Consider the following 24434-nt stretch of genomic DNA (forward strand, 5'->3'; position numbering starts at 1 on the left):
GGATAGTAAGTAAAGTAGTTAAAAACGGAAGATAGCCGTACCGTAAGCCGGAAGCCGATAGGCGAAGGAATAAGGCTGGCCGTCACATTCACCCTTGGTGGATTTGTATACAGGTCCCTTCTCCTTGCCATCGTAGGCGCCGTGGGTCTCATCCAGCAGCAGCGTATAATTCCCCCGCTTCGGAACGCCCACCCGGTAATCAGGCCGTTCAACCGGGGTGAAATTGCAGATAAACAGCAGGTTCTGCTTCCCGGTAGTTCCCCTTCGGATAAAGCTGAAAATGCTTCTGTCCGCATCATTGGCGTTAATCCACTGGAATCCATCCCAGTCATAATCCATGGTGTATAACGCCGGATATTTTTTATAAATGTGAAGCAAATCCTTCACGTATTTCTGTAAATCAGCGTGGGTGGACTCCCCGGTCAGATACCAGTCGAGGGACACTTTTTCGTCCCACTCGTGAAGCTGGCCAAAATCCTGTCCCATGAAGAGCAGCTTCTTGCCCGGATGACCCATCATGAAGGTGTATCCCACCTTTAAGTTGGAGAATTTGTCCTCGTACAGTCCGGGCATCTTGTTAATCATGGAGCATTTTAAATGTACCACCTCGTCATGTGACAGCACCAGAATAAAGTTCTCACTGGTGGCATAGGTCATGCCGAAGGTCATCTTGTTGTGGTTGGCCTTGCGGAAATAGGGGTCCAGCTTCATGTATTCCAGGAAATCGTGCATCCAGCCCATGTTCCATTTGAACCGGAATCCCAGTCCGTCATCCTCCGGATGCTTGGTCACGTTGGGCCATGCCGTGGACTCCTCGGCAATCATCATGGCGCCGCTGTTGCGTCCCTGAAGTACGGTATTCAAATGCTTGAAGAACTCAATGGCCTCCAGGTTCTTGTTGTCCCCGTACTTGTTGGGAATCCAGTTGCCGTTGGAGCGGCCGTAGTCCAGATACAGCATGGAAGCCACCGCATCCACTCTCAGACCGTCCACGTGGAATTTCTCCACCCAGAAAACAGCGTTGGCAATCAGGAAGTTGGACACCTCATGTTTGCCGTAGTCAAAGACCTTGGTGCCCCAGTCCGGGTGCTCGCCCATTCTCGGGTCCGCATACTCGTAGAGCGCCTGGCCGTCGAAATCAGCAAGACCGTGGGCATCCTTTGGAAAATGTGCCGGCACCCAGTCAAGGATAACGCCGATGCCATGTTTGTGCATGTAATCCACGAAATACATAAAATCTTCCGGAGTCCCATAGCGGGAGGTGGGAGCAAAGTAACCGGTCACCTGGTAGCCCCAGGAGCCGTCATACGGATGCTCGGCGATTCCCATCAACTCCACATGGGTATATCCCATCTCCTTCACGTAATCGGCCAGTTCGTGGGCCGCTTCCACATATGTATAAAATCCGTCTTTTTCTTCCCGGTCCTTCTTCTTCCAGGAGCCAAGATGAACCTCGTAGATGGACATCGGCATGTGGACCGGGTCCGTCTCATGGCGTTTGGTCATCCAGGCGCTGTCCTTCCATTTGAACCCGGATAAATCCGCTGTGATGGATGCGGTGCCAGGACGATATTCTGCTTCAAACGCAAAGGGGTCCGCTTTAAACAAAATCTTGCCGGTCTGTGTGGTGATGGCGTATTTGTACAATTCTCCAACACCCAGTCCTGGAACAAATACCTCATAAATGCCGGAATCGGCCAGTACGGTCATGGGAGTCGCGTCGATATCCCAGCCGTTGAAATCGCCCACCAGGTTGACAGCCCGCGCGTGGGGGGCCCAGACAGCAAAATACATGCCGTCCTTCCCTTTATATTTTCTCGGATGGGCGCCCAGCTTCTCAAAAATCTCATAGTGGGTGCCTTCCCCGTACAGATACCGGTCAACCTCCGTGATAAACCCCGTTCCAATCTCTTTTTTGCTACCAGCCATAATTTAGCCCTCCATTATCTTTAAGACAATTCCGTGATTGCCCTTTATAGAAACCCCAACCCGTCCATCAGAAACAGGATATTTCTCGTTCGTCATCAAATCCACGGCTTCGTCCGCATGTACCGGCACCGGTACGGAAAGGGTGGCAGGTGCATCATCATTGTTGACAATGGTGATGACAGCGGACCCCTCTGCGAAACGCGCAAACGCATACTGCCGGTTGGTCAGCAGCAGTTCCTGATAGCGTCCGCCATGAAATTCCGAATGTTCCTCATGAATCTTGCCAAGCTGGCTTAAAAAGTCAGTCAGTTCACTGTGAAGTTCCGGCTCCTCCCCGATGGAGATACAGGGCCGAAGAGCCACGTCGCTGTCCCGGGTACGTTTTCCCTCAACGCCCCATTCCCCGCCGTAATAGATAGACGGAATTCCGGGAAGGGTGTAGAGCAGTGTGTAAACCGGATACAGATGGTCTTTGTTATTCAGTTTGCTTGCAATACGGTCCTCGTCGTGATTGTCCACGAAGGTATAGAGCTGGTAACCAATCTGTTCCAGCCGTCTGACCGTGTGTGCAATCTCAAAATAGTTGTGGTCGTTGTGACCGGAATACAATCCCTTATGTAACTCATAGTTAGTCACAGAGTGGAGCATCTCCTGGTTGACCCAGCGGCTGTATTCCCCGTGGATAACTTCTCCCATGAGCCAGAAGTCCTCCTTCATCTTCGAAGTCTGGCTGCGAAGCTCCTTCATAAAGCCAAAATCGAGAACATTGGCACAGTCCAGCCGGATGCCGTCAATGTCAAACTCATCAATCCAGAACTGAATGACATCGAACAGATACTGTTTCACCTCCGGGTTCCATAGATTCAGACAGGGCAGTTCAAAATGTCCCTGCCAGGCCTCATACCCGAAGGAATCCCCAAGGGGACTTCCCCAGCCGAAATTCACACCCTTGTACCAGTCCTTGTAGGGAGACTGCTCCCGGTTCTTCTGAATGTCCTGAAATGCGAAGAACTCTCTCCCGGTGTGGTTGAACACTCCGTCCACCACCACTCTGATTCCTGCTTCATGGCACAGGGAGGTAAACTGGCGGAAGCTGTCGTTGTCGCCCAGTCTTCTGTCTACCAGTTTATAATCCCTGGTGTCATACCCGTGTGAGGAGGATTCAAAAAGCGGCCCGATGTATACGGCGTTGCATCCCAGGGAGCGGATATGTGGAATCCACTTGTCCAGCTCCTCAAAACGATTGATGATGTCAGGCTCCTCATTGGTTCTCGGAGCCCCCGTCATGCCCAGGGGATACATATGATAAAATATCCCCTTCTCATACCACGTACCCATAATAATTGTCCTCCAGTTATCTTACTTTGTTTTTCTACACCTCCAGGCTTTTAAACCGCCTCAGAAGGAATTGATATCGCAGCTGTGCCGCGTTCAATTCATAAATATAACAGTCAATGAGAGTAGGCTCGACGGCCTGCTCAAAATGGTTTCTGGCAGAGTCAATGCAGTTGCGGCTCTGCTCAATCTCGGCCCGCAGTCTCTGGGTTTCCAGAAAGCGGTCCTTTGTTTCTTTTAATTTTCTGATATGCTTCATAACATCAACTCCCATCTTATGATAAAACTAGTATAACTGGAAGTTGGAAATGTTATTCATAAGTACCTTATATTTTACCATTGTGAGGAAATTAGGTCAATGAATATTGTCTGAATAAAAAGACACCATTCGATTAAATTTCGACAAAATTTTGAATTTAGTGCTTGACATTTCGTAGATTAGCGTGCATAATGAAAAAACATTCAGGTGTTTCTTTCTGAAAACACCGCTATGTACTAGTGATATCCAAAGGATATCATGTAATGGCCCGGTTCGGGCATATATTCCAGTAAGAGAGTAAAGACACTGAGAACAGGTAAGGGGGAATGTATTTCTGATTAAGACAATTGTTGTATTGGTGATTCTGGCCGGCGGCGCTGTCTACGATTTGCGTGAGCACCGGATACCCAACTGGTGGGTGTTTGGCGGAGCCGGTATCGGAATGGGGCTTTTGTGGTGGCTGTCCATGGGAAATGTGGAGCGCGCCTGGGAAGTGCCCGTGTGGTTTCTCGTCCGGTGTGTGGCGACATCGGCGGTATTTTTCCCTCTGTTTTATGTCAGGATGATAGGGGCGGGGGATATCAAACTGATGGCGGTTATCTGCGGATTTCTCGGTCCGTGGGATGGAAGCCTGTCAATTGTTTATGGATTTCTCATAGGGGCGGCTATGTCCCTGATAAAAATGCTGGTGCAGAGGACTCTGTTCCGGCGTCTGAATTATCTTTACGCCTATGTCAGGCGGTTAATTCTCACGAAAGAAGTGACGGCATACCATGACCCGTCCAGGGATGGATATACGCACACCATACCGTTTGGTCTGTGTCTGTTCCTGGGGGCGCTGGTATATCTCTTTTTTATCAAAGGCTGATGTTAAAAAGCCGATAAAAGGGAGAGGAGCATACAAAGGAGGGACTTATGGAGAAAACTATGGCGGTGTACGATGTGGAGCCGCGCTATGCAGACCGGTTTGCGGATGTGACAAACCAGAAGGAGAAGGTGCCGTTTCAGGTGGTGGCGTTTACGAGCCTGGAGGCGCTGAAGGAGTATGCCAGGGAGCATACCATTGAGATACTGTTAATCAGCAGTGCGGTGCCGAAGGAGCTGGTGAAGGAGATACCGGCGGGGCAGGTGGTGGTGCTGGCGGACGGGGAGGTGGTCCCGGCGCCCAAGGAGTATCCGAGCGTGTACAAGTACCAGTCCACGGACAGCATTATCCGGGAAGTGCTGGCCCACTACTGCGAGCAGCCGAAGACGGCGGAATATGTGATTGTGGGGACGAAGGCGAAGATTCTGGGGGTGTATTCTCCCATAGGAAGGTGTCTGAAGACCTCATTTTCCTGGACTCTGGGGCAGCAGCTAGGGAAAAATGGGAAAACGCTGCTGGTGAGCATGGAGGAGTATTCCGGCTTCTCCAGGCTGGTGGGGGAGGAGATGCAGTCGGACCTGGCGGATGTCTTTTACTTTTACCGCCAGGGGAACTGCAGCTTTGCCCGGCTCAGCTCCATGATTTACACCTGGGGGAATCTGGACTATATTCCGCCGGTGCGCTACCCTGAGGATTTGGGACAGATAACCGGGGAGGAGATGGCGGAGTTTCTGACCAGGATTGCCAGCGAGAGCAGCTATGAAATGCTGGTGGTGGACATGGGAAATGTGGGCCGGCACGCCATACCGATGATGGATGCGTGCGACGCGGTGTATATGCCGGTGAAAGATGACTGCGTGTCGGCGGCCAAGCTGGAGGAGTTTGAGGCGTATCTGGAGACGTCGGGGAAGCGGGGGCTTCTGGAGAAGATCCAGAGAGTGAAGCTGCCGTATCACAGCGGGTTTGGGCGGAGAGATACTTATCTGGAGCAGCTGGTGTGGGGCGAGCTGGGAGACTATGTGAGACAGCTTTTGAAAGGAAAATGATGGGAAAGGGGATGACGTTATGGGGGAATCGGACGTTCGGAGAAAAGGAATCCGGGAGGAACTTCGGGAGCGGCTGCGGGTGGAGCTGAACAGCAGGCAGCAGGTCACGGACGAGGAACTTTATGAGATGATAGATGTCTGCATTCTGGAGACAGGCCAGAGGGTATACCTGCCGTTGAAGGAGAAGGTGCAGCTGCGGACATCGCTGTTTAACTCGTTTCGGCGGCTTGACGTATTGCAGCAGGCCATGGACAACCCGGAGATTACGGAAGTGATGATAAATGGGAAGGACCACATCTTTGTGGAGGAAGGAGGCCAGGTAAAGCCCTGGGATTATGAGTTTGAGTCGGAGGAGCAGCTGGAGGACATGATACAGCAGATTGTCAGCCGGGTAAACCGGGTGGTCAACGTATCGTCCCCCATCGTGGATGCCAGAATGCCGGACGGCTCCCGTGTCCATGTGGTACTGCCGCCGGTGGCATTGGACGGACCCACCGTGACCATACGGAAATTTCCACGGGCTTTCACCATGGACAACCTGATTGAGGCGGAGGCGCTCACAAAGGAGGCGGCGGAACTGCTTAAAAAACTTGTCCGGGCAGGTTACAACATCTTTATCAGCGGTGGCACGAATTCCGGTAAGACCACCTTCTTAAATGCATTGTCGGCATATATTCCCGAGGATGAACGGATTATCACAATCGAAGACTCCGCTGAACTTCAGATACAGCACGTGCAGAATCTGGTGCGGATGGAGACGAGAAATGCCAACGCCGAGGGGGAAGGGGCTATCTCTATCGGAGATTTAATCCGGGCGTCGCTTCGTATGAACCCCGACAGAATCATTGTCGGTGAGGTCCGGGGAAAAGAGGCGCTGGAGCTGTTGAACGCTTACAATACGGGACATGACGGGGGACTGAGCAGTGGGCACGGCAACAGTCCCAGGGACATGCTGGCGAGGCTGGAGACCATGGTGTTGATGGGAGCGGATTTGCCGCTGGCGGCCATCCGGAGCCAGATTGCGTCGGCCCTGGATATTATGATTCATCTGGGGCGGCTGAGAGATAAGAGCAGGAAAGTATTGTGGATTACGGAGGTGGGAGATTATGAAGAAGGGGAGATTCGGCTCAATGCCCTCTACCGCTTTGAGGATACCAAAGAAAAGGGGACTCTTAAGAAGGTTGGGGAGCTTAAGGCCAGGGAAAAGCTCTGGGCAGCAGGTGATTCGCTATGACAGATACCGGCTGACGCCGTTGGATGTGATAACGGGTCTGGCTGTGGGACTGGCGGTGGATGGGGTGATAGCTTACACCTTTTACAGAAATATCTATGTGTTTCTGGCACTGCTTCCGCTGGTGTTTCTGTACCCGGTCTATCGGAGAAAGGAGCTGAAGGAGAAACGGCTGCGGGAGTTGAATTTACAGTTTAAGGAAGCGATTCTCATCTTGGCGTCCTCCTTAAGCGCCGGATATTCCATTGAGAATGCCCTTGATATCAGCGGGCAGGAACTTCAGACCCTTTATGGAAGCCAGGGACTCATAACCAGGGAGTTTGCCTATATGGTCCAGCAGATCAGGATGAACAGGCCGGTGGAATCGGTGATGATGGAGCTGGGGGAGAGAAGCGGGCTGGAGGATGTGGAGAATTTTGCGAGAATCTTTTCCGTTGCAAAGAGAAGCGGCGGGCAGCTGGTGCCTATCATCAATCACACGGTGGGGGTCATGAATGACAAGATTCAGGTGCAGGAGGAAATCAGGACCCTGACGTCCTCCAGGCAGTTTGAGCAGAAGATTATGAATCTGATTCCCTTTCTGATTATTCTGTATATCGACGGGACGTCCCCGGGGTTTTTCAATATGATGTATGAATCGACGATGGGGCGGGTGATTATGTCCGTGTGTCTGGCGGTGTATCTGACAGCGTATCTGATGTCGGGGATGATATTGAAGATTGAGCTGTAAGAAGGACTGGAATTGCTGGAATATTGGGGAACAAGAGGCACAGTAGGTGAACAAATGAAGGGAGTCAAGGACAAAGAAATATGAAGATTGGAAAGAAGCAGATATTCTGTGTGTGCGGCGGCGTGGTGTGTTTTCTGCTGGCCCAGTGGGTGTCCGGAATGGAGGACATCGGAAAGACAGGGGCGCTGCCGAGAAATTCCTATGGGCAGGGGGAGACGGATTATGAGCTGCTGGTGGACGGGCTTTTCGATGGGGAGGAGCCGATTCAGGTCACTGTCGGGGAACGCCGGTATAGGGAGGACGAGGCGGAAGCCGTGTTTGAAAATGTTATGTCAACCATTGGGGAGCGGGTTCTGGAGGGAAATGCCAGCTTTTCCGAGGTGAGGGAGGACTTGAATCTCGTCACCTGGCTCTCCGATGAGGGAGTGAAAATCCGCTGGTCTTCAGATGAACCAGATATTATGGACTCCTTCGGGCATATCAAAGATACAGCTCTGCCAAAGGATGGGGTACCTGTCTGGCTGACGGCTTATCTGATGGCGGGTGAGTACAGTGAGAAGTATGAGATTCCCATCCGGGTTCTTCCGCCGCTGCTGACGGAGCGGGAGGAGACTGTGGCCGGGCTGTTGAAGCGGATTGCATTTCTTGACAGGATGCAGCAGACGAAAGAGGAGCTGTGGCTGCCGGGTGAGTATGGGGGAAATACGCTTCATTACAGGGATAAAAGCAGCTCCGGCAATGAGATACTGCTGGTTCTGGGTGTTCTGATGGCGGTCTTGTGTTATGCGAGAGACAAGATGGAGGTGGAAGAGAAGAAGAAACGGCGGAGCCGGGAGATGATGGCCGACTACTCGGAGATTGTATTCAAACTGATGGTATTTATTGGGGCAGGAATGACCGTGTTGAATGCATGGGAGCGGCTGGTATTGGATTATCAGGAGCGGTTGAAGCGGGGGCGGGTGAAACCGCGGGCTGCCTATGAGGAGATGGGGGAAACACTGCATCAGATATCCTGCGGGGTGTCGGAGGGACAAGCCCTTATCAGCTTTGGGAAGCGCTGTCAGCTTCAGCCGTACTTGAAACTGTCCAGTCTGCTGGAACAGAACCGGAAGACCGGGACGAAGAATCTGAAGAATCTGCTGGAAGCGGAGATGAACCATGCATGGGAGCAGAGGAAAACCATGGCGAGACGGCTGGGGGAGGAGGCCGGGACAAAGCTGCTGGTGCCGCTGTTTCTGATGCTGGGGATTGTGATGGTGATTATCATGGTTCCGGCCATGATGTCCATGACTTGATGAATGATTTTAAAGAGAAAGACAAAAGTAGAAGGGAGAATTTATATGAAACGGTTAAAAGACGAAATCAGGGCGTTTTGCGTGGAGGAAGACGGGATAGGTGTCATTGAAGTGGTACTGATACTTGTAGTGTTAATCGGGCTTGTGATTATCTTCAAGAAACAGATTACCGATTTGCTGGAAAGTATCTTTAAAGAAATTAATAACCAGTCGAAAGAGGTGTATTAAGCACGTCCGGTCGGAGAGGAATGAGAATGGGTAGACGGAAGGGAAAACGGGGAGAAATCACGGTGTTTCTGAGCATGGTTCTGCTGTGTGTGGCCGGGCTGATTTGCGTTATGCTGGAATCGGCCCGGACAGCCGGGGCCAGATGTTATCTCCAGATAGCCGCAAATTCCTCCATGGATTCGCTGTTCAGCCAGTATCACCGGCAGTTGTGGCAGAAATATCACCTGATGGGGCTGGAGTATGAGACTACGGATGATATCAGAGACCGGTATCTGGGATTTCTGATGACTTCCCTGGAAACAGAGAACTGGTACCCCATGACGGCAGACTCCGCGGAGCCGGAGGTGATACAGAGTTTGACAGACGGGGACGGAATCTGGCTGGAGGAGGAGATACTGGCTTACATGAAATATGGAATCTGGAGTGGGCTTGATATCAAGCCGGAAGATGGGGAGCAGTTTTTTCAGAATGTAAAAGAGGCCGCTTCCATGCAGGGCCTGGCATCTTCCTATCAGCAGGAGAGTAAGGAAGCATGGAAACTGGAACAGGCGCTGGACAATCTCTATGCGTGCCAGGCCAGGCAGCAGGAGCATCACGCCCAGGGAGCCAGGGCCTTGCAGGGGGAGGACAGCTATGGGTTCTTTCGCGCGGCCAATGACCTGAGGGATGAGATAAAGAAGATTCCGAAACTTCTGAAGGCTTATGAGAAGCAGGCGGATAAATGCAAGGCACGGCTGGAGGAGATGGAGGCAGAGCTGGCCTCGAAGGGGGAGGACCTGACGGAGGAGCGAAGGCAGGTGATGAATCAGGAGCTGGAACAGTACCGCTCCTATGTGGCGGAGGATGGCGCCAGACGTCAGGAGATACTGGCTCTTGGGGAGGAAGGGGAGCGGAATCTGGCCGTGATTGAGGAGGTAAAAGGCCGCGTCAACGATATCGAAGCCTACCTGGCTTCTCTGGATGAGGAGGACGATGACAACTCCGGCCCCATGTGGTCGGCGGCGTCAGGCGTCTGGAATCAGATACATATCAGCGGGCAGAAACAATCCGGCGTCAAAGACGAGGAGAAGCGCGGCTGGCTGCTGGAGATAGAAAACATGGTAAACCAGGGCTTGTTGGAGCTTGTCATACCACCGGAGCGCCAGGTATCTACTGTCATGCTGAATCTGACGGACGCGCCCTCGAAAGAGAAGGAAAACCCGGGAGAGACAGACCGGCTCAATCTCATCACACGGGTGCTGGTGGATGAGTACTGCGCCAGGCATTTTGCCAATTTTGTCTCCGCTCCCGGATTCTGGATTGGAAAGGAAGAGGGGACGGCAGACAGCCGGGCTTTGAGACAGCAGTATCAGATGGAATATCTGCTCACCGGCGGGGAGGATGACAGGAGCAATCTGGCGGACGCGGTGAAACAGGTTTTGATGGTCCGCTCCGGGCTGAACCTGATACACATTCTCTCCGACAGCCAGAAGCGGGAGGAGGCCAAAGCTCTGGCGCTGGTGATTACCGGCGCGCTGGGACTGACTCCGCTGGTGGAGATAACATCCTTTTTTATTATGGGTGTCTGGGCGTTGGGAGAATCCATTGTGGATGTGCAGACCTTGCTGGAGGGCAGAAAAGTTCCATTGCTGAAAAGCCGGGAGGACTGGGCGCTGGGAGTGGAGCAGCTGTTACGTATGGGGCAGAGCAGGGGAAGTTCTGTGACATCAGGAGGCGGGAAGGGCCTTGATTATGCGGGATATTTAAAACTGCTTCTTCTGCTGGTGCCGTCGGGGCAGAAATATTATCGGATGATGGATGTGATGCAGATGGACATCCGGCTGGAGCAGGGAGGATTTTTGATGAAACGCTGTGGTTACCGTGTGGATATGAAGACACAGGTTTGTGGAAAACATGTCTTCTTTGCGCTGCCCTTTGTGGAAAACATGACGGGAAGCGGAGAACACGGATATCAGATGCAGGTAAGGTCTCAGAAGGCCTATTAAGATAGGAAAATATAAAAGATACGGGGAGGTGGATGGCAATGTCCTTTTTCACACAGTCATTTGAAAAAATCGGGGATATTAAAAAAAATAAACAAATAGCAACTCTCCAAGTACGAATTCCCCGCTTAAAAAGAAGGAAGAATTGTGGAAAGAGGACATTTCCATCCATCTTCCTCTGTCTGGGTGGGAGTATGACGGTGGAAGCGTCCGTGGTGCTGCCTTTGTTTCTGTTTGCCATGGTGACTATGACCATGCCGTTTGCCATGATGAACCGCCAGCGGCAGGTGCAGGCGGTGGTGGAGTCGGTGTGCGAGGATTTGTGCCAGCTGGCCTATGTGGGATATGAACTGAAGGAGAAGAAGACGGAGATAAAGCTGCCGGAGGAAGGACTGGACATGGAGTTTGACGTGGACGGGCTGGAGGGGGCGGCCATGATGGCTTATGCCCAGGTGCAGGTGAGGCGGAAACTGAATGAAAGCCAGATACGGAAGCTGTCACTGAGCCAGTCGGAATTCATGGAAGACGGTGAGATGGTGAATCTGGTGGCCAGCTATGAGATGGCGCTGCCGTTTCCGGTGCTGGGTCTGTCCGCGGTTCCCATGACCAGCGCCAGCTGCCGCCGGGCGTGGATTGGGAAGGAGGGCGGCTGGCTGGAAGACGGCGCCGGTGAGGAGGATGACGAGATTGTCTATGTGGGGAAAAACAGCACCCGGTATCATGAGAGCCGGACCTGCCATTATCTTTACAATCAGCTGACGGGTGTATCGCGGGAGGAGGTGGACGGCCTGCGCAATGCGGATGGCAAAAAGTATCACCCGTGTGCCGTCTGTGGCGGTGGAACCGGGGGACAGGTGTTTATCATGCGGAGTGGGACCAGTTATCATGGTTCTTCTTCCTGCACGGCCATCATGGCTTATGTTAAGGCGGTCAAAAAATCAGAGGTGGCACATCTTGGTGGGTGTTCCTATTGTTCGGGAGGTTGATATGAATCTTATATGGTATTGCTTTATGGGAATGACGGCGGTGGCAGACTTGATAAAACGGATGATACCTGGCTGGATGTTCTGGGGATTTGGAGTTATCGGAGCGGCGGGCCGTATCATGGAGATGGTGTGGGGCAGCAGTGGGGATATGGCCGGTGGGCCGGATGCTGCGAGACGCCTTGTTGGAATTGGATGCAGTGTGGCGGTGGGAGGAGCTCTTCTGGTGGTCAGCCGTCTGCTCCATGGCGATGTGGGGGAGGGGGACGGTCTGTTCTTTGTGGTCAGCGGGCTTTATGTGCCATGGAAGATAAATCTGGGGCTGTTGTGTTATGGGCTGATGTTCTGTTGTGGTTATGGAATGATGTTGATTATCTGGGGCGTTGTCAGGGGAGTTCCGGTTCGCAAAATGTGCATTCCATTTCTACCATTTGTGTCAATTGCGGCAATATTCATGAATATCAGTCATATGTGGCAATTATAAGTGGCCGATAAGGAGGAAGTATATGTCAGGAAAACGATATAAGGCCAGTTACACCGTGGAGGCGTCTTTTATCATGGCCATTGTGCTGAGCGTCATGGTATCCTTGATTCAGTTTGCGTATCGGCAGTGCAGACAGACCAACGGAAACATGCGCCTTCAGGAAATGGTGGAGGTCCTGCGCCACAGGGAGACTATGCCGGGGGATTCCCTGGCGTTAGATACCGTTCCATATCAGATAGAAGCCGAGCGGGGGATGTCCCGCGTAAGTGGCCGCGTGGAGGGCGGAAACTGGAACCTTAATATAGAAAGTAACATCTATGAACCGGAAGAATTTATGCGTCTGTTGACGCTGGTACAGGAGTGAATATGGAGATAAGTTATAAACGGGAGATGAAACACAATTATCTGGTTATCGAGGGGGAGAGTACGGATAACAGCTATGAAGTGCGGATGATGGCCGATAATGTCATCGAGGGCCTGATGAAGTTCCGCGTCAAGCGGGTGGACAATCAATGCTGCTACTGCTATGAAATCACGTCCAGACAACCCCTTAGCCGTCTGTTGGAAAACCGGTGTCTCAAAGCGGAGGAAGTCCGGATTCTGATTCTGGGGATGGCCAAAACACTGGGGAAGCTGGAAGAATATCTGCTTCGGGAAGAACAGATACTCCTCCAGCCGGAATATATCTACGTAGAGCCGGAGCGATTCTCCGTCGAGTTCTGCCTGATACCGGGCAGAATGAGTGACTTCCCTGCGGAGCTTGGAAAGCTGTTGGAGTATCTGCTTGGGAAGGTGGATTATCAGGATAAAGCCTGTGTCGTCATGACCTACGGCATGTACCGGGAGAGCCTGAAAGAAAACTATGGAATCGAGGATTTGTTAAAATTCCTGACAGGGGTGGCCGGACAGGAGACGGAAGAAGAGCGGGAAAACCAGCCAGGGTATCAATCAGAATATCAGTCGGAGTATTCATCGAAATACCAGTCAAAGTATCAACCGGAACCATCACCGGTTATCCCATCAATAAAGTCAGTCAAGCCAGCTAAACCAGTTAAACCAATCAATCCATTGGAACCACCGGAAGAAAAAATAAAAAATTATCATGGAAGGAGTGGCTGAAGCAGAAATTCTGTCAGCTTCGAGGTGAAAAGAATGAGAAAATCCAGCAAAAAACAATTACGTCACAGGAGACAGAGCTTCCGTGGCAGATGGTATTTGCCGATGAGCAGGTCCATGCTCCTGTCCCCCAGGACACAGAAAGCAGCCAGACACCAGGAAAATACGAGGAGCCAGAAGGCGCCAATACCGTGCTGCTTTACGACAAGGAGAAGAAACAGCTTCGCCGGCTGACCAGCCTGGAACCAGGTATCCCGGACATCGTCATAGCCTACTATCCATTCATCATCGGCAAACAGGAAAACCTGGTCGACTTTGTGATGGCCCAGGACACAGTCAGCCGCCTTCATCTTCGGATTGACGAAAAAGACGGCGTCTATCAGATAACCGATCTAAATTCCACAAATGGCACAGGAGTAGCAGGAAGAATCCTGGAAAATAACGAGTCAACGGAGGTACATCCGGGGGACGAGGTTACGGTGGCTGGAATGCGGTTTAAATTTGGATAAATATTTTGCAGCAATAAAACTGTAATATTTATCAGGAAGGATATATGATTGAGAAAAGACAGAAACATAAACACTATTATTGATGCGGATGGAAATAAACTTGTTCTTATTAATGATATTCGTTTCAAAGGAAAGAGAAAAATAGACTGGGAAAGCGTGAAGTTATATCTCAAAGAATATGTTGGCGCTTATTATGAGATAGCAGAGAGTTCCGAAATTATTTATATTGGGAGTGAATTTCCCGAAGAATTTACGGAATCGGAAAGCAGGAAAGCCCTGATGGGGGCTAATGCAAAAGCTAAGGCGAACGCATCGACAGCAATTCCTGAATTAATTCAGATTGCAACCAACCCTTCTTATGAGAAGAACCGGAAGTCAAAGCATTTCAAAAAAGCTAAAAATGGCTGGTACAAGTATGATATACGATTTGCATTACCCATTTATGAAAATGAAATATTGGTTAGATACAATGTATTTAATGCAAGATTGCTTGTAAATCATGCGGAGAATGGAAAACGGTACTTGTATGATATTTTGGCAGTAAAAAAAGAAACGAGCAGGCCACAACAATCAGTGTGGTGAAAACCCATTTCTTACGATTAGAATAATACAAATGATTTAATTTGTCAATAAAGAATCCTAGAAAATAATGAGTCAACGGAGGTCTATCCTGGGGACGAGGTTACGGTGGCTGGAATGCGGTTTAAATTTGGATAATACTTAACAAAAGTGAAAACTTATGATAGAATAGGTACGTTAAGAAGGAGTTGCCGAATGGGATATAGAGACTCGAAAAAAACAGCTTATATCAACATTTTGTTGATTGCCATTAATGTACTTTATTTTATCTTTCTGGAGATGACAGGCTCCAGCGAGAATTCCTTGTTTATGATTCAGCATGGGGCGATGTATGAACCTCTTGTGACGGAGAACGGGGAGTACTACCGCCTTCTGACTTCTATTTTTATGCATTTTGGAATCAACCATATTGTCAATAATATGTTGATGCTTTTTATACTGGGAGATAATATGGAGCGGGCTTTGGGCCATATCAAATATCTCTTTTTTTATCTGATATGCGGAGTCGGCGCCAATATTGCGTCCATGACAGTGAATGTCATGAACAAGGAACTTGTGGTGTCCGCAGGAGCGTCGGGGGCTATTTTTGGTGTGATTGGCGGTCTGCTGTATGCGGTGGCTGTGAATCATGGCCGGCTGGAAGATTTGAGTACCAGACAGCTGGTTGTCGTTATTTTGTGTTCTCTGTACTTTGGCTTTACCAGTGGGGGCGTGGACAACGTGGCCCACATTGCAGGTCTGCTCATAGGCATCGTTATGGCGATGTTATTATATAGAAAACCAAAACCGGTCTATGAGGATAGATTATGGGAGTAATGTTAATGTAGAGAGAGGAGGGAGAAACATGAAAAAAGACGATTGTATTTTTTGCAAAATTGCCAACGGCGTTATCGGTTCCACTACGGTTTATGAAGATGAAGATTTCCGTGTGATTCTGGACTTAAGTCCCGCATCGCCCGGCCACGCTTTAATCTTGCCCAAAGAGCATTTTGATGATGTGTGCCAGCTAGAGGAAGCAGTTGCACAGAAGGTACTGCCACTTGCGGCCAGAATTGGGGAGGCCATGAAAGAGGCGCTGCATTGTGATGGATTTAATCTGGTTCAAAATAATGGTGAAGCTGCCGGACAGACGGTGAAGCATTTTCACATGCATGTCATACCGAGGTATGAAAACTCCGGTAAGAAGATAGTGACATGGGACCCGGGGGAAGCCACTCAGGAAGAGAGGGAGGCCCAGGGAGACGCCATTAGACGTGCATTAAAATAAAAGCAGGAGAACGCAATGCAGCAAGATAGAGATGAGCTGCTGCGAGCCATGTACGAGGAATATCAGGGAACGCTTCGTAGAGCGACTAAGAATTACGGAGTACCTGATGGCTATGTAGATGATATTGTACAGGAGACATTCGTGGCCTATTTCAGCCATTATTCGTTAGAATGGACGGATGCGCAGAAGAAAGCCATGTTAATGACGATACTAAAGAATAAGTGTACGGATTATTTCCGCAGGAACAAACACTATGACTGTGTCAGCATGGATACAGAGGTATTTGATGAGACGGATGTGTTGTCACAGTATGTAACAAGTGACACTTTAGAGAAAATACTGGTTGATGAAACACTGAGAGAAGTCCGAGAGACGATTATGAATATGAAGGATGACTGGCGGGAGATTGCGGTTCTTCATCTCATTGAACAACGTCCGCTGTCGGAAGTATGTCAGATTCTGGATTTGAAGTCAAGCGTATGCAGGATGAGGTTATCCAGAATCCGAAAATACTTAAGGGAGCGATTTAATTCAAAACGTTATCATCCCTGATTGGCGTAGGATTCTATCAGCTCGATGACGGTTTCGACTGCATTGGTGAGAGAACTCTGCTCCATGTTGTGAATGTGTGCAGCTCTATTCTCATAGGTTTCCTGGATTGCCTGATAAAGGGCATCATCGGATAACTGCTCTTCCTCAATCACTGTACTAAAGCCCTGTTTCCGGAAGGATTCGGCGTTCAGAATCTGGTCGCCACGGCTGGCTGCAGCAGATAATGGAATTAAGATATTTGGCTTGCGCAGGGCCAGGATTTCACAGATAGAGTTTGCGCCCGCTCTTGATATGACGATATCAGACGCGGCAAACAGATGGCGCAGCGGTGCGTCAACGTATTCGTATTGGACATAACCTTTTGTTCCAATCAGGCTTTCGTCCAGATTGCCTTTTCCGCAGATGTGTACCACCTGATAATCCGGCAGAAGCCGGGGCAGCAGGCTGCGCACAGCGTTATTGACAGTCACGGAACCGAGGCTGCCTCCGATGATGAGAATCACCGGTTTGTCGGCTGACAGATGGGCATACTGAAGCCCGGACAGACGGTCACCCTGTAACAGTTCCGCACGGATGGGGGAACCGGTCAGCACGGCTTTGTCTTCCGGAAGATATTTTAGTGTCTCCGGGAAATTACAGCATACTTTTTTGGCGGATGGAATGCAGAGTTTATTCGCCAGACCTGGAGTCATATCGGATTCGTGAATGATAGTAGGGATGCGGTAGTGTTTTGCGGCAAGAACCACAGGGACCGCAACAAAGCCGCCCTTGGAGAAGACCACGTCAGGTTTATATTTTTTCATCAATCTGAGCGCTTCTCCGTATCCTTTTACCACACGGAGCGGGTCTGAGAAGTTTTTGATATCGAAATAGCGGCGGAGTTTGCCGGAGGAGATGCCATCATATGGAATACCGGCTCCCTCGATTAATTTCCGCTCGATGCCCTGGTAAGAGCCGATATAGTGAATCTCGTAGTCAAGTTCCTGTAAAGAAGGAATCAAAGCCAGATTCGGGGTAACATGACCGGCAGTTCCTCCGCCGGTGAGAATGATTTTTTTCATGATGCTGCCTCCCGTGTTTAATAGTGTATCTACTATATATAATACTAAGCAATCCGGTATAAATGTCAACCCCAAACAGATGGAAATAAAACCAGACGAGGTGTCTTTTGAAAGAAACAGGAAAAAATCAAGAAATTGACAATTTAATAGAAGAAGAGATGAGAAATGCGTTTGGTTATGGAAGTGAGAAACTGATTGCAGATTTTGATGCCGCCGCCGAGCAGATGGACGAGTCCGACTGCACGCCGCCAAAAGGAGAGTTCGAAAGAATTGTTGCCAGGGTGGATGAGATAGAGGCGGAGGAGAAGAAATCTTCGAAAAAGGTTGTGCGGCTGAGACGGGTTGGGAAAGTTGGATTGCTGGTTGCGATATTGGGATGCGTGTTGATGGGGACTGGAATTGGGGCTAGTGGGAAGAGGGCGTATGAGTATGAACTTAGGGCTTCTAATCAAGGAAAAAGTTATGTATGGAATAATACGGAAAATTTAGAACCAATATATGAAGTTGAAGAGGCATATCAGAAAATAAAAGATGAATTGGGAGTAGATGTACTTAGATTAGTATATATTCCAGAAAAGATGGAATTAAGTAATTTGATATTGGGTGATGGATATACACGAATGGATTTTACGTGTGACGAAAACTATATCTATTTTATACAATCACAATACCCTGTTGAAAATTCTGGAAATACAGCTACGGACTGTGAAAAAGTGAAAACGGTTTATAACAAAGCGTTAAAATTAAATTTATTGATTAAGAAAAATTCCATATCTGATAACAGAGTGGAGTATTTCACAGAGTTTACCATAGATAAAACTTATTATTATTTAATTGGTGTAATTAGTGAAGAAGAATTTGAAGATATACTTATAAAAATAAATCACTAGGATTGTATATTATTATGGGGGATAATACAAATGAATAAAATAATTTCTAAAGTTATTAGTGCATGTTTAGTTATTAGTTGCCTTTTTACGATGACATCATATGCTGCAACTGGGAAAAACGGAAATTTACATGTTCCACCTACAAATACTAAGTTATTAACAAATGGACAAACATACTCAGAAGATACCACGCAAGCATTGCAAAGGGGGTCGATACTTGCTGCGAGTGTTTTGAATATTTCAAATGCGGGTGGCGGAGAAATTGGAATATTGGCAGATACCATGTGTCATGTAGATGTAGATGCAATTTATGTGACAATATATTTGGACTGTTATAATGAGGAAACAGATAAATGGTCAAATAAAAGGGTTTATCAATTTGAGTTTACACCAGAAGATACTCCAGACGGGAAATTACATGCTATGTTGATTAATTTCCATGAAACAGAGCAGGAGCCTGGTCATTATTATCGGTTATGGGCATACCATGAAGTTGAGAAAAATGGTGTATGGGAAACAATGAGAACGGCTACCGACGGCGTCTTAATCACCAGCACCCCATAAAAAAGGAGAACACAATCAATGATAGGAATCATCGGAGCCATGGATGAAGAAGTGGCAAAAGTGAAAGAACAGATGAGCGACGTAGAAATCAAGACCATCGCAGGCATGGATTTCTACAAAGGCACCATGTGCCACAAAGAAACCGTTGTCGTCCGCTCCGGCATCGGCAAAGTGAACGCGGCTGTCTGCAGCCAGATTCTGGCTGACCAGTACCACGTGACTGCCATCATCAACACAGGAATCGCCGGTTCCCTGAGAAACGAGATTAACATCGGAGACGTAGTCCTCTCCACCGACGCCCTCCATCACGACATGGATGCCAGCGGCTTCGGTTATCCGGTGGGCCAGATTCCCAGCATGGACGTTCTCTCCTTCCCGGCGGACAAGCACCTCCTGGAAGTGGCACAGTCATGTTATGAGAAAGCAGTCCCGGGGATTGGCGTTCACACAGGCCGTATTGTCAGCGGAGACCAGTTCATTTCCGACAAACAGAAAAAGCAGTGGCTCACAGACACCTTCGATGGCTATTGCACCGAGATGGAAGGTGCGGCCATCGCTCAGGCGGCATACTTAAACAACATTCCATGCCTGATTATCCGCGCTATTTCCGACAAGGCAGATGACAGCGCAGAGATGGATTATGCCGAGTTTGAGGCGGCGGCCATCCGCAACAGCGTGAAGCTGTTAACCGCCATGATACAGGAATTACCTTAGGCTAACATGAACCTGATAGTCGAATTTACCGAGAATTTGACGAACGATTCTAGGCTCCCTTATCTTCCCAAACAGAAAATCCGTAGTTATAATAATAGCTATCTGGAAAAATCTGGAGAAAGAAAGGGGAGCTTTTATTATGCTACAATTTTTAGAAACAGGAAAAGCACTGTACGTGCTTACGGCAATCTGCCTGCTGGGAGTGCTGAGCAGATTCACGGCACGCGGCCTCTACAAAAGATTAATTAAAGAAACTGATAACATGACACTGACGAAAAACCGTTTTATGCGGGAACTGAAACAGAAAACAGAAAATACATACCGCCTGAATCAGGGCATCCACAACACCCAGGCATATCTGGAGAAGCAATTATATGGATATCGTTTCATCGGCCTTTCCTTAAATGGATGGACAAGCTTTGCCAGCCAGATGACTCTGCTGTGTTTCCTGGCAGGAGGCGCGGCGGCATTTGGAGCCTACTGGTTCCGTTGTGATAACTACTATATTGTATTGTACGGTTCCATGGGTATCCTTACCGGACTGTTCACTATGCTGATTGATTACGGCGTAAATCTAGGCGGAAAGAAACAGCAGCTGGTGCTGGCCCTCCAGGATTATCTGGAGAATTCACTTTTCAACCGCCTGTCAAAAGAAACGGGCGCTGCCATCAATATGATGGAAGATACGGCAAGGGAGACGGCACGCAGTGGCAGCAGTAAGAGCATCCGGCCCATCAGCCGCCCGGAGCGGGTAGACAGGGCTGAGCGTGTGGAGCGGGCCACGGCCACCAAGGAGCCGGAGGAGGCGCCGCAGCCAATCAAACGGGAGCGGGCGTCCCGTACCAGCCGAAAGGAGCTGGCACCACAGCAGGAGCCGGATGTAGTGAATTCCAGACGGGATATTGATTATCTGAAACGCAGTCTGGAGCAGATTGCCGCAAGCAGAGAGAAGAACCGCTCTGAGGGAGACTGGGTCAAAGCGCTGACTCCGGACGAGATGCAGCTGGTGGGTGATATTTTGAAAGAATATCTGGCTTGAATCTGGTGGAAAGTATAAAATCCAGATGCAGGGCGTTATAAATTGTGATATAATACGGTTAATTCCTCAGAACTGGAAACGGGTACCTATTATTCCAGTTCTGACAGATAACGATTGTGTAGAAAACCACACAATATGATGCTTGTAAGAAAAGGAGAACAGAATTATGAGTAGAGAAGTAAGTTTTGATTATTCCAAGGCGGCAAGTTTTATCTCAGCAGAAGAGTTAGAGAACATGAAAGCACCTGTGATGTGTGCAAAGGAAGTGCTGACTGCAAAAACCGGCGCCGGTAATGACTTCTTGGGTTGGATTGACCTTCCGGTCAACTACGACAAGGAAGAGTTTGCGAGAATCAAACAGGCGGCAGCTAAAATCCAGAGCGATTCAGATGTTTTGCTGGTAGTAGGTATCGGGGGTTCCTACCTGGGAGCCAGAGCTGCAATTGAATTTCTGACTCATAGTTTCTATAATGTTTTAGATAAGGCAGAGCGCAAAACCCCGGAGATTTATTTTGTAGGAAACAGTATCAGCAGTAAATATATCAAGGATTTGCAGGACGTATTGAAGGGCAAGGATTTCTCCATCAACATCATTTCCAAATCAGGAACCACCACAGAGCCGGCCATCGCTTTCCGTGTGTTCAAGGAGATGTTGATTGAAAAATATGGCAGAGACGAAGCCAACAAGAGAATCTATGCGACCACAGACAAGGCCAGAGGAGCATTAAAGAGCCTGGCAGACCAGGAAGGGTATGAATCTTTCGTGGTACCGGATGATGTTGGAGGACGTTTCTCCGTCCTGACAGCAGTGGGCTTACTTCCAATCGCAGTCAGCGGGGCCGATATTGACCAGCTGATGGAGGGTGCAGCAAGCGGAAGAGCCAAAGCGTTAGAGACACCGTATGAGAGCAATCCGGCGCTTTTGTATGCCGCTGTCCGCAATATTTTACTGCGCAAAGGGAAACAGGTGGAGATTGTGGCCAACTACGAGCCAAGCCTCCATTACGTATCAGAATGGTGGAAACAGTTATATGGTGAGAGTGAGGGCAAGGACCAGAAGGGTATCCTTCCGGCAGCTGTGGATTTGACCACAGACTTGCATTCAATGGGACAGTTTATTCAGGACGGTGCGCGCATTATGTTTGAGACCGTTCTTAATGTGGAAGATTCATCTGCAGAAGTGCTTCTGAAAGAAGAAGAGGTGGATACTGACGGCATGAATTATTTAGCAGGGAAGAGTGTGGATTTCGTCAACAAGAGTGCTATGAACGGTACCATTCTGGCACATACTGACGGCAATGTACCGAACCTGATGGTGACAATACCGAAGCAGAATGCCTATTATCTGGGTCAGTTATTCTACTTCTTTGAATTTGCCTGCGGCGTGAGCGGTTATCTGCTGGGTGTCAACCCATTTAATCAGCCGGGCGTCGAGAGCTATAAGAGAAATATGTTCGCATTGCTGGGTAAACCAGGATATGAGGCAGAGAGAGAAGCGCTGTTAAAGAGATTATAATTTACATAGATACGCCCCTGGGTCCGCTGCCCTGTACAGTGGCAGACCCGGGGGCTTTTGGCTGTAAAACATTATTCTTCAATCACCTGTATCTCCAGGTAATCAAATTCAATATGCTCAATAAAGCAGTCCTGTCCAAATCTGGTTTTGGAGTGACGCTGGAAGTCGTGGATATTGGCTTCCAGCCAGATGGGCTTGCCCAAATCAAACTCATAGCACATCTCGTCCAGAGCCTTGAAGACCATCTCGGTCCGTGACATGGAATAGTCGCCGATACAGATGGTGGTGTCTTTGATAAATCGGTTGTCTTTTATTATTTTTCCCCACATGCGGAACATGTTATCTACCTCGTTTTTTCCTGTATGAATTCTATTATATGTAATACAGAATTAGTTGTAAAGAAAATGTTATGGAGTTATAATAGATTCTATACGGAATTGCTTGGAATTTAAAAGAAATCAATATAAATACTTGCGTGGAAACAGTCATGATATGCGAAGGAGGACAGTATGGAGCAACCTATCACGGACTATGTGGTTTTTCTGGATGAAGCCAGACAAGCTGTGACAGATATGAACCGGATGCGGGAACAGGAAGAGATTATGAAGCAGAGGGTGAAGGATGCACAGAAGGAACTGGAGACAGCCGAGAAAACCGTGGCCGACACCATTAACCAGACGGTTAAGAAACGGATGGAGGAGATCAATTCCAGCTATGACAAGGAGCTGAGCCGGGGACAGGAACGGCTCAAGAAAGCCCGGAGCAGACGGGAAAAGGCCAAGAGCCAGGGTGTGAAGGAGAGGATTGCCGAGGAGACGGCAGAATTGCGAGAGGAGAACCGGGAGCTGCGGCTTCAGATTAAGACGCTGTTTCAGCAGAACCATGTTCCGAATTACTGCAACACCAAGGGTTACAACGCGCTGTTTATGCCACACTGGTTTTCGGAGTATGTGCGGCTGCTGTTTACTATTCTGGTGTGTTTTCTGGTGATTCCCTATGGCGGTTATTTGTTGCTGCCAAAGAAGTCTACGGTTTACCTGGTAGGTATCTATCTGGTCTGTATACTGCTGTTTGGGGGCTGTTATGTTCTGATAGGCAACCGGACCAGAATCCGTCATGCCGCCACCTTGAAGGAGGCCAGGCTGATTCGTGACAGGATTCACGGCAATGAGAAGAAGATAAAGGTTATCACCCATACCATCAAGAAAGATAGGAACGAGGCCATCTATGATCTTCAGAAGCACGATGATGAGATAGCCCAGATAGAGCAGGAGATGACGGAGATTGCGGCCAAGAAGAAGGACGCGCTCAACACCTTCGAGAATGTGACAAAGAATATTATTTCGGACGAGATTGCGGACAACAACAAGGATAAGATTGCTTATCTTAAGAGTATTTATGAAGCGCAGGAGCAGGAACTAAAAGAGCTGGAGGGGTCCATCAAGACAGGGGCGCTCCAGATTGCGGACCGCTTTGAACCCTACGTTGGAAAGGATTTTCTCCAGCCGGAGAAACTGGCCGCACTCGGAACCAGTATTCAGAATGGCACCTGTGTCAACATCAGTGAAGCGATAACAGAATATAGAAACAAACACGCATAATAACCAGACTGCCGGTCTATAATAGAATTAAGAAAATTTGGACCAGGTGGAGACGTAATGAATGTTTGGAAGAAGATGGCTCCCTTTGAAAGAAGGGAGCTTTATTATTTTGACACCACAAAAGAGTTTGAGGCGGCGGAATTGGCGGCGAGACTGTACACTATGATACAGGAGGAGCTGGAGCGCCAGAACAAAAAAGAGGTGTTATTTTTATGTATTGGGACGGACCGCTCCACGGGAGACAGTCTTGGTCCCCTGATTGGACATAAGCTGCAGGAGAAACATTTAAATAATGTGAGAGTTCTTGGGACGTTAAATCGCCCCGTCCATGCCATGAACCTGGATGAACATCTGCGGATACTGGAAAATCGTTACCCCCATCACCTGGTGATTGCCGTGGACGCGTCGGTCGGCAGGACGGACCATGTGGGCTGTATCACCCTGGGACGCGGCGCCCTAAAACCGGGACTTGGCGTCAGCAAGGAACTGTGCTCGGTGGGTGATATCTTTATCACCGGCATTGTCAGCAGCTGTGGCAACTATGACCCGCTGATGCTTCAGAGTATTCGTCTGTCAGTTGTGATGCGCCTGGCGGACTGTATCAGTGAAAGTATCTGTCTTGTCGAAAAGTTATGGGATTCCATGGCATTGGTTTGACA

General features: G+C 49.1%; 28 protein-coding genes. 23 read left to right on the top strand and 5 right to left on the bottom strand.

Going from position 1 to position 24434, the window contains the following annotated elements; genetic code table 11:
• Positions 1 to 18: 18 nt before the first annotated feature.
• From glgB to HMPREF9473_RS01035, 3 genes are read right to left on the bottom strand one after another with little or no spacing between them, the layout of a single operon-like run.
• Positions 19 to 1929 carry a 1,4-alpha-glucan branching protein GlgB gene (gene glgB, locus HMPREF9473_RS01025; protein WP_006778183.1) on the bottom strand — a complete coding sequence of 637 codons (1911 nt, stop codon included), beginning with the start codon at positions 1927 to 1929 and terminating at the stop codon, positions 19 to 21.
• Positions 1930 to 1932: 3 nt separating this feature from the next.
• Complete coding sequence (locus HMPREF9473_RS01030) at positions 1933 to 3267, bottom strand: alpha-amylase family glycosyl hydrolase (protein WP_006778184.1); 1335 nt, start codon at positions 3265 to 3267, stop codon at positions 1933 to 1935.
• A 34-nt stretch (positions 3268 to 3301) separates the two neighbouring features.
• Entirely contained in the window at positions 3302 to 3523 is a 222-nt protein-coding gene (locus tag HMPREF9473_RS01035) for a YaaL family protein (RefSeq protein ID WP_006778185.1), read from the bottom strand.
• A 358-nt stretch (positions 3524 to 3881) separates the two neighbouring features.
• On the opposite strand from HMPREF9473_RS01035, the gene HMPREF9473_RS01040 reads away from it, so the two are divergent.
• The 16 genes from HMPREF9473_RS01040 to HMPREF9473_RS01115 all read left to right on the top strand — a co-directional run bounded on the left by HMPREF9473_RS01040 (position 3882) and on the right by HMPREF9473_RS01115 (position 16390).
• Entirely contained in the window at positions 3882 to 4391 is a 510-nt protein-coding gene (locus tag HMPREF9473_RS01040; protein WP_242830819.1) for an A24 family peptidase, read from the top strand.
• 47 nt (positions 4392 to 4438) lie between these two features.
• The gene (locus tag HMPREF9473_RS01045) at positions 4439 to 5434 is read left to right on the top strand and encodes a hypothetical protein (protein ID WP_006778187.1); all 996 of its coding nucleotides are present in this window, start codon (positions 4439 to 4441) and stop codon (positions 5432 to 5434) included.
• A gap of 19 nt (positions 5435 to 5453) precedes the next feature.
• Positions 5454 to 6668: a CpaF family protein gene (locus HMPREF9473_RS01050; RefSeq protein ID WP_006778188.1), complete on the top strand. Its 1215-nt coding sequence runs from the start codon at positions 5454 to 5456 to the stop codon at positions 6666 to 6668.
• Positions 6658 to 7395: a type II secretion system F family protein gene (locus tag HMPREF9473_RS01055; protein WP_175422946.1), complete on the top strand. Its 738-nt coding sequence runs from the start codon at positions 6658 to 6660 to the stop codon at positions 7393 to 7395. Before HMPREF9473_RS01050 ends, HMPREF9473_RS01055 begins: the two co-directional genes overlap by 11 nt.
• Before the next feature lie 80 nt (positions 7396 to 7475).
• Positions 7476 to 8690 (top strand): immunoglobulin-like domain-containing protein, encoded by a 1215-nt coding sequence (locus HMPREF9473_RS01060; RefSeq protein ID WP_006778190.1) that lies wholly within the window; start codon positions 7476 to 7478, stop codon positions 8688 to 8690.
• 45 nt (positions 8691 to 8735) lie between these two features.
• Positions 8736 to 8918, top strand: a complete 183-nt coding sequence (locus HMPREF9473_RS01065) for a Flp1 family type IVb pilin (RefSeq protein ID WP_006778191.1) — start codon at positions 8736 to 8738, stop codon at positions 8916 to 8918.
• 26 nt (positions 8919 to 8944) lie between these two features.
• Complete coding sequence (locus HMPREF9473_RS01070; RefSeq protein ID WP_006778192.1) at positions 8945 to 10903, top strand: DUF5702 domain-containing protein; 1959 nt, start codon at positions 8945 to 8947, stop codon at positions 10901 to 10903.
• Positions 10904 to 11094: 191 nt separating this feature from the next.
• On the top strand, positions 11095 to 11886 hold the full coding sequence (locus tag HMPREF9473_RS01075; RefSeq protein WP_138669821.1) for a hypothetical protein: 792 nt from the start codon (positions 11095 to 11097) through the stop codon (positions 11884 to 11886).
• Position 11887: 1 nt separating this feature from the next.
• Entirely contained in the window at positions 11888 to 12367 is a 480-nt protein-coding gene (locus HMPREF9473_RS25860; RefSeq protein WP_006778195.1) for a hypothetical protein, read from the top strand.
• Between the two features lie 22 nt (positions 12368 to 12389).
• Positions 12390 to 12731 (top strand): hypothetical protein, encoded by a 342-nt coding sequence (locus HMPREF9473_RS01085; RefSeq protein ID WP_006778196.1) that lies wholly within the window; start codon positions 12390 to 12392, stop codon positions 12729 to 12731.
• A gap of 2 nt (positions 12732 to 12733) precedes the next feature.
• Positions 12734 to 13486 (top strand): DUF6382 domain-containing protein, encoded by a 753-nt coding sequence (locus HMPREF9473_RS01090; protein WP_006778197.1) that lies wholly within the window; start codon positions 12734 to 12736, stop codon positions 13484 to 13486.
• Between the two features lie 89 nt (positions 13487 to 13575).
• Positions 13576 to 13992 (top strand): FHA domain-containing protein, encoded by a 417-nt coding sequence (locus HMPREF9473_RS01095; RefSeq protein WP_006778198.1) that lies wholly within the window; start codon positions 13576 to 13578, stop codon positions 13990 to 13992.
• A 48-nt stretch (positions 13993 to 14040) separates the two neighbouring features.
• Positions 14041 to 14574: a hypothetical protein gene (locus HMPREF9473_RS01100; protein WP_006778199.1), complete on the top strand. Its 534-nt coding sequence runs from the start codon at positions 14041 to 14043 to the stop codon at positions 14572 to 14574.
• A 192-nt stretch (positions 14575 to 14766) separates the two neighbouring features.
• Positions 14767 to 15387 carry a rhomboid family intramembrane serine protease gene (locus HMPREF9473_RS01105; protein WP_006778200.1) on the top strand — a complete coding sequence of 207 codons (621 nt, stop codon included), beginning with the start codon at positions 14767 to 14769 and terminating at the stop codon, positions 15385 to 15387.
• A gap of 28 nt (positions 15388 to 15415) precedes the next feature.
• The gene (locus tag HMPREF9473_RS01110; protein WP_006778201.1) at positions 15416 to 15838 is read left to right on the top strand and encodes an HIT family protein; all 423 of its coding nucleotides are present in this window, start codon (positions 15416 to 15418) and stop codon (positions 15836 to 15838) included.
• Positions 15839 to 15853: 15 nt separating this feature from the next.
• A complete protein-coding gene (locus tag HMPREF9473_RS01115) occupies positions 15854 to 16390 on the top strand; it encodes an RNA polymerase sigma factor (protein WP_006778202.1) in 537 nt (178 codons plus the stop codon).
• Here HMPREF9473_RS01115 and HMPREF9473_RS01120 read toward each other — a convergent pair.
• Positions 16381 to 17451 carry an undecaprenyldiphospho-muramoylpentapeptide beta-N-acetylglucosaminyltransferase gene (locus HMPREF9473_RS01120; protein ID WP_006778203.1) on the bottom strand — a complete coding sequence of 357 codons (1071 nt, stop codon included), beginning with the start codon at positions 17449 to 17451 and terminating at the stop codon, positions 16381 to 16383. The genes HMPREF9473_RS01115 and HMPREF9473_RS01120 overlap by 10 nt on opposite strands.
• A 107-nt stretch (positions 17452 to 17558) precedes the next feature.
• Here HMPREF9473_RS01120 and HMPREF9473_RS01125 point away from each other — a divergent pair, with 107 nt between their 5' ends.
• The 5 genes from HMPREF9473_RS01125 to HMPREF9473_RS01145 all read left to right on the top strand — a co-directional run bounded on the left by HMPREF9473_RS01125 (position 17559) and on the right by HMPREF9473_RS01145 (position 22174).
• Positions 17559 to 18341 carry a hypothetical protein gene (locus HMPREF9473_RS01125; protein WP_006778204.1) on the top strand — a complete coding sequence of 261 codons (783 nt, stop codon included), beginning with the start codon at positions 17559 to 17561 and terminating at the stop codon, positions 18339 to 18341.
• Positions 18342 to 18371: 30 nt separating this feature from the next.
• The gene (locus tag HMPREF9473_RS01130; RefSeq protein ID WP_006778205.1) at positions 18372 to 18905 is read left to right on the top strand and encodes a DUF6147 family protein; all 534 of its coding nucleotides are present in this window, start codon (positions 18372 to 18374) and stop codon (positions 18903 to 18905) included.
• A gap of 18 nt (positions 18906 to 18923) precedes the next feature.
• On the top strand, positions 18924 to 19619 hold the full coding sequence (locus HMPREF9473_RS01135; protein ID WP_006778206.1) for a 5'-methylthioadenosine/adenosylhomocysteine nucleosidase: 696 nt from the start codon (positions 18924 to 18926) through the stop codon (positions 19617 to 19619).
• Positions 19620 to 19758: 139 nt separating this feature from the next.
• Positions 19759 to 20658 carry a hypothetical protein gene (locus tag HMPREF9473_RS01140; RefSeq protein WP_006778207.1) on the top strand — a complete coding sequence of 300 codons (900 nt, stop codon included), beginning with the start codon at positions 19759 to 19761 and terminating at the stop codon, positions 20656 to 20658.
• Positions 20659 to 20824: 166 nt separating this feature from the next.
• Positions 20825 to 22174, top strand: coding sequence for a glucose-6-phosphate isomerase (locus HMPREF9473_RS01145; protein WP_006778208.1), 1350 nt, complete (start codon positions 20825 to 20827; stop codon positions 22172 to 22174).
• Positions 22175 to 22245: 71 nt separating this feature from the next.
• Here HMPREF9473_RS01145 and HMPREF9473_RS01150 read toward each other — a convergent pair whose 3' ends face one another.
• Entirely contained in the window at positions 22246 to 22512 is a 267-nt protein-coding gene (locus tag HMPREF9473_RS01150) for a hypothetical protein (RefSeq protein ID WP_006778209.1), read from the bottom strand.
• A gap of 171 nt (positions 22513 to 22683) precedes the next feature.
• Between HMPREF9473_RS01150 and HMPREF9473_RS01155 the strand changes: the two genes are divergently transcribed.
• Both HMPREF9473_RS01155 and yyaC read left to right on the top strand, forming a co-directional pair.
• Positions 22684 to 23775: a hypothetical protein gene (locus HMPREF9473_RS01155; RefSeq protein ID WP_006778210.1), complete on the top strand. Its 1092-nt coding sequence runs from the start codon at positions 22684 to 22686 to the stop codon at positions 23773 to 23775.
• Positions 23776 to 23832: 57 nt separating this feature from the next.
• On the top strand, positions 23833 to 24432 hold the full coding sequence (gene yyaC / locus HMPREF9473_RS01160; RefSeq protein ID WP_006778211.1) for a spore protease YyaC: 600 nt from the start codon (positions 23833 to 23835) through the stop codon (positions 24430 to 24432).
• The last annotated feature ends 2 nt before the right edge of the window (positions 24433 to 24434 follow it).

The organism is Hungatella hathewayi WAL-18680 (assembly GCF_000235505.1).
Taxonomy (GTDB): Bacteria; Bacillota; Clostridia; order Lachnospirales; family Lachnospiraceae; genus Hungatella_A; species Hungatella_A hathewayi_A.

Coding starts and splice junctions, on each gene's coding strand:
- glgB (WP_006778183.1), bottom strand. CDS start 1,929: ATGGCTGGTAGCAAAAAAGAGATTGGAACGGGGTTTATCACGGAGGTT.
- HMPREF9473_RS01030 (WP_006778184.1), bottom strand. CDS start 3,267: ATGGGTACGTGGTATGAGAAGGGGATATTTTATCATATGTATCCCCTG.
- HMPREF9473_RS01035 (WP_006778185.1), bottom strand. CDS start 3,523: ATGAAGCATATCAGAAAATTAAAAGAAACAAAGGACCGCTTTCTGGAA.
- HMPREF9473_RS01045 (WP_006778187.1), top strand. CDS start 4,439: ATGGAGAAAACTATGGCGGTGTACGATGTGGAGCCGCGCTATGCAGAC.
- HMPREF9473_RS01050 (WP_006778188.1), top strand. CDS start 5,454: ATGGGGGAATCGGACGTTCGGAGAAAAGGAATCCGGGAGGAACTTCGG.
- HMPREF9473_RS01060 (WP_006778190.1), top strand. CDS start 7,476: ATGAAGATTGGAAAGAAGCAGATATTCTGTGTGTGCGGCGGCGTGGTG.
- HMPREF9473_RS01065 (WP_006778191.1), top strand. CDS start 8,736: ATGAAACGGTTAAAAGACGAAATCAGGGCGTTTTGCGTGGAGGAAGAC.
- HMPREF9473_RS01070 (WP_006778192.1), top strand. CDS start 8,945: ATGGGTAGACGGAAGGGAAAACGGGGAGAAATCACGGTGTTTCTGAGC.
- HMPREF9473_RS01075 (WP_138669821.1), top strand. CDS start 11,095: ATGACGGTGGAAGCGTCCGTGGTGCTGCCTTTGTTTCTGTTTGCCATG.
- HMPREF9473_RS25860 (WP_006778195.1), top strand. CDS start 11,888: ATGAATCTTATATGGTATTGCTTTATGGGAATGACGGCGGTGGCAGAC.
- HMPREF9473_RS01085 (WP_006778196.1), top strand. CDS start 12,390: ATGTCAGGAAAACGATATAAGGCCAGTTACACCGTGGAGGCGTCTTTT.
- HMPREF9473_RS01090 (WP_006778197.1), top strand. CDS start 12,734: ATGGAGATAAGTTATAAACGGGAGATGAAACACAATTATCTGGTTATC.
- HMPREF9473_RS01095 (WP_006778198.1), top strand. CDS start 13,576: ATGGTATTTGCCGATGAGCAGGTCCATGCTCCTGTCCCCCAGGACACA.
- HMPREF9473_RS01105 (WP_006778200.1), top strand. CDS start 14,767: ATGGGATATAGAGACTCGAAAAAAACAGCTTATATCAACATTTTGTTG.
- HMPREF9473_RS01110 (WP_006778201.1), top strand. CDS start 15,416: ATGAAAAAAGACGATTGTATTTTTTGCAAAATTGCCAACGGCGTTATC.
- HMPREF9473_RS01115 (WP_006778202.1), top strand. CDS start 15,854: ATGCAGCAAGATAGAGATGAGCTGCTGCGAGCCATGTACGAGGAATAT.
- HMPREF9473_RS01120 (WP_006778203.1), bottom strand. CDS start 17,451: ATGAAAAAAATCATTCTCACCGGCGGAGGAACTGCCGGTCATGTTACC.
- HMPREF9473_RS01130 (WP_006778205.1), top strand. CDS start 18,372: ATGAATAAAATAATTTCTAAAGTTATTAGTGCATGTTTAGTTATTAGT.
- HMPREF9473_RS01135 (WP_006778206.1), top strand. CDS start 18,924: ATGATAGGAATCATCGGAGCCATGGATGAAGAAGTGGCAAAAGTGAAA.
- HMPREF9473_RS01140 (WP_006778207.1), top strand. CDS start 19,759: ATGCTACAATTTTTAGAAACAGGAAAAGCACTGTACGTGCTTACGGCA.
- HMPREF9473_RS01145 (WP_006778208.1), top strand. CDS start 20,825: ATGAGTAGAGAAGTAAGTTTTGATTATTCCAAGGCGGCAAGTTTTATC.
- HMPREF9473_RS01150 (WP_006778209.1), bottom strand. CDS start 22,512: ATGTTCCGCATGTGGGGAAAAATAATAAAAGACAACCGATTTATCAAA.
- HMPREF9473_RS01155 (WP_006778210.1), top strand. CDS start 22,684: ATGGAGCAACCTATCACGGACTATGTGGTTTTTCTGGATGAAGCCAGA.
- yyaC (WP_006778211.1), top strand. CDS start 23,833: ATGAATGTTTGGAAGAAGATGGCTCCCTTTGAAAGAAGGGAGCTTTAT.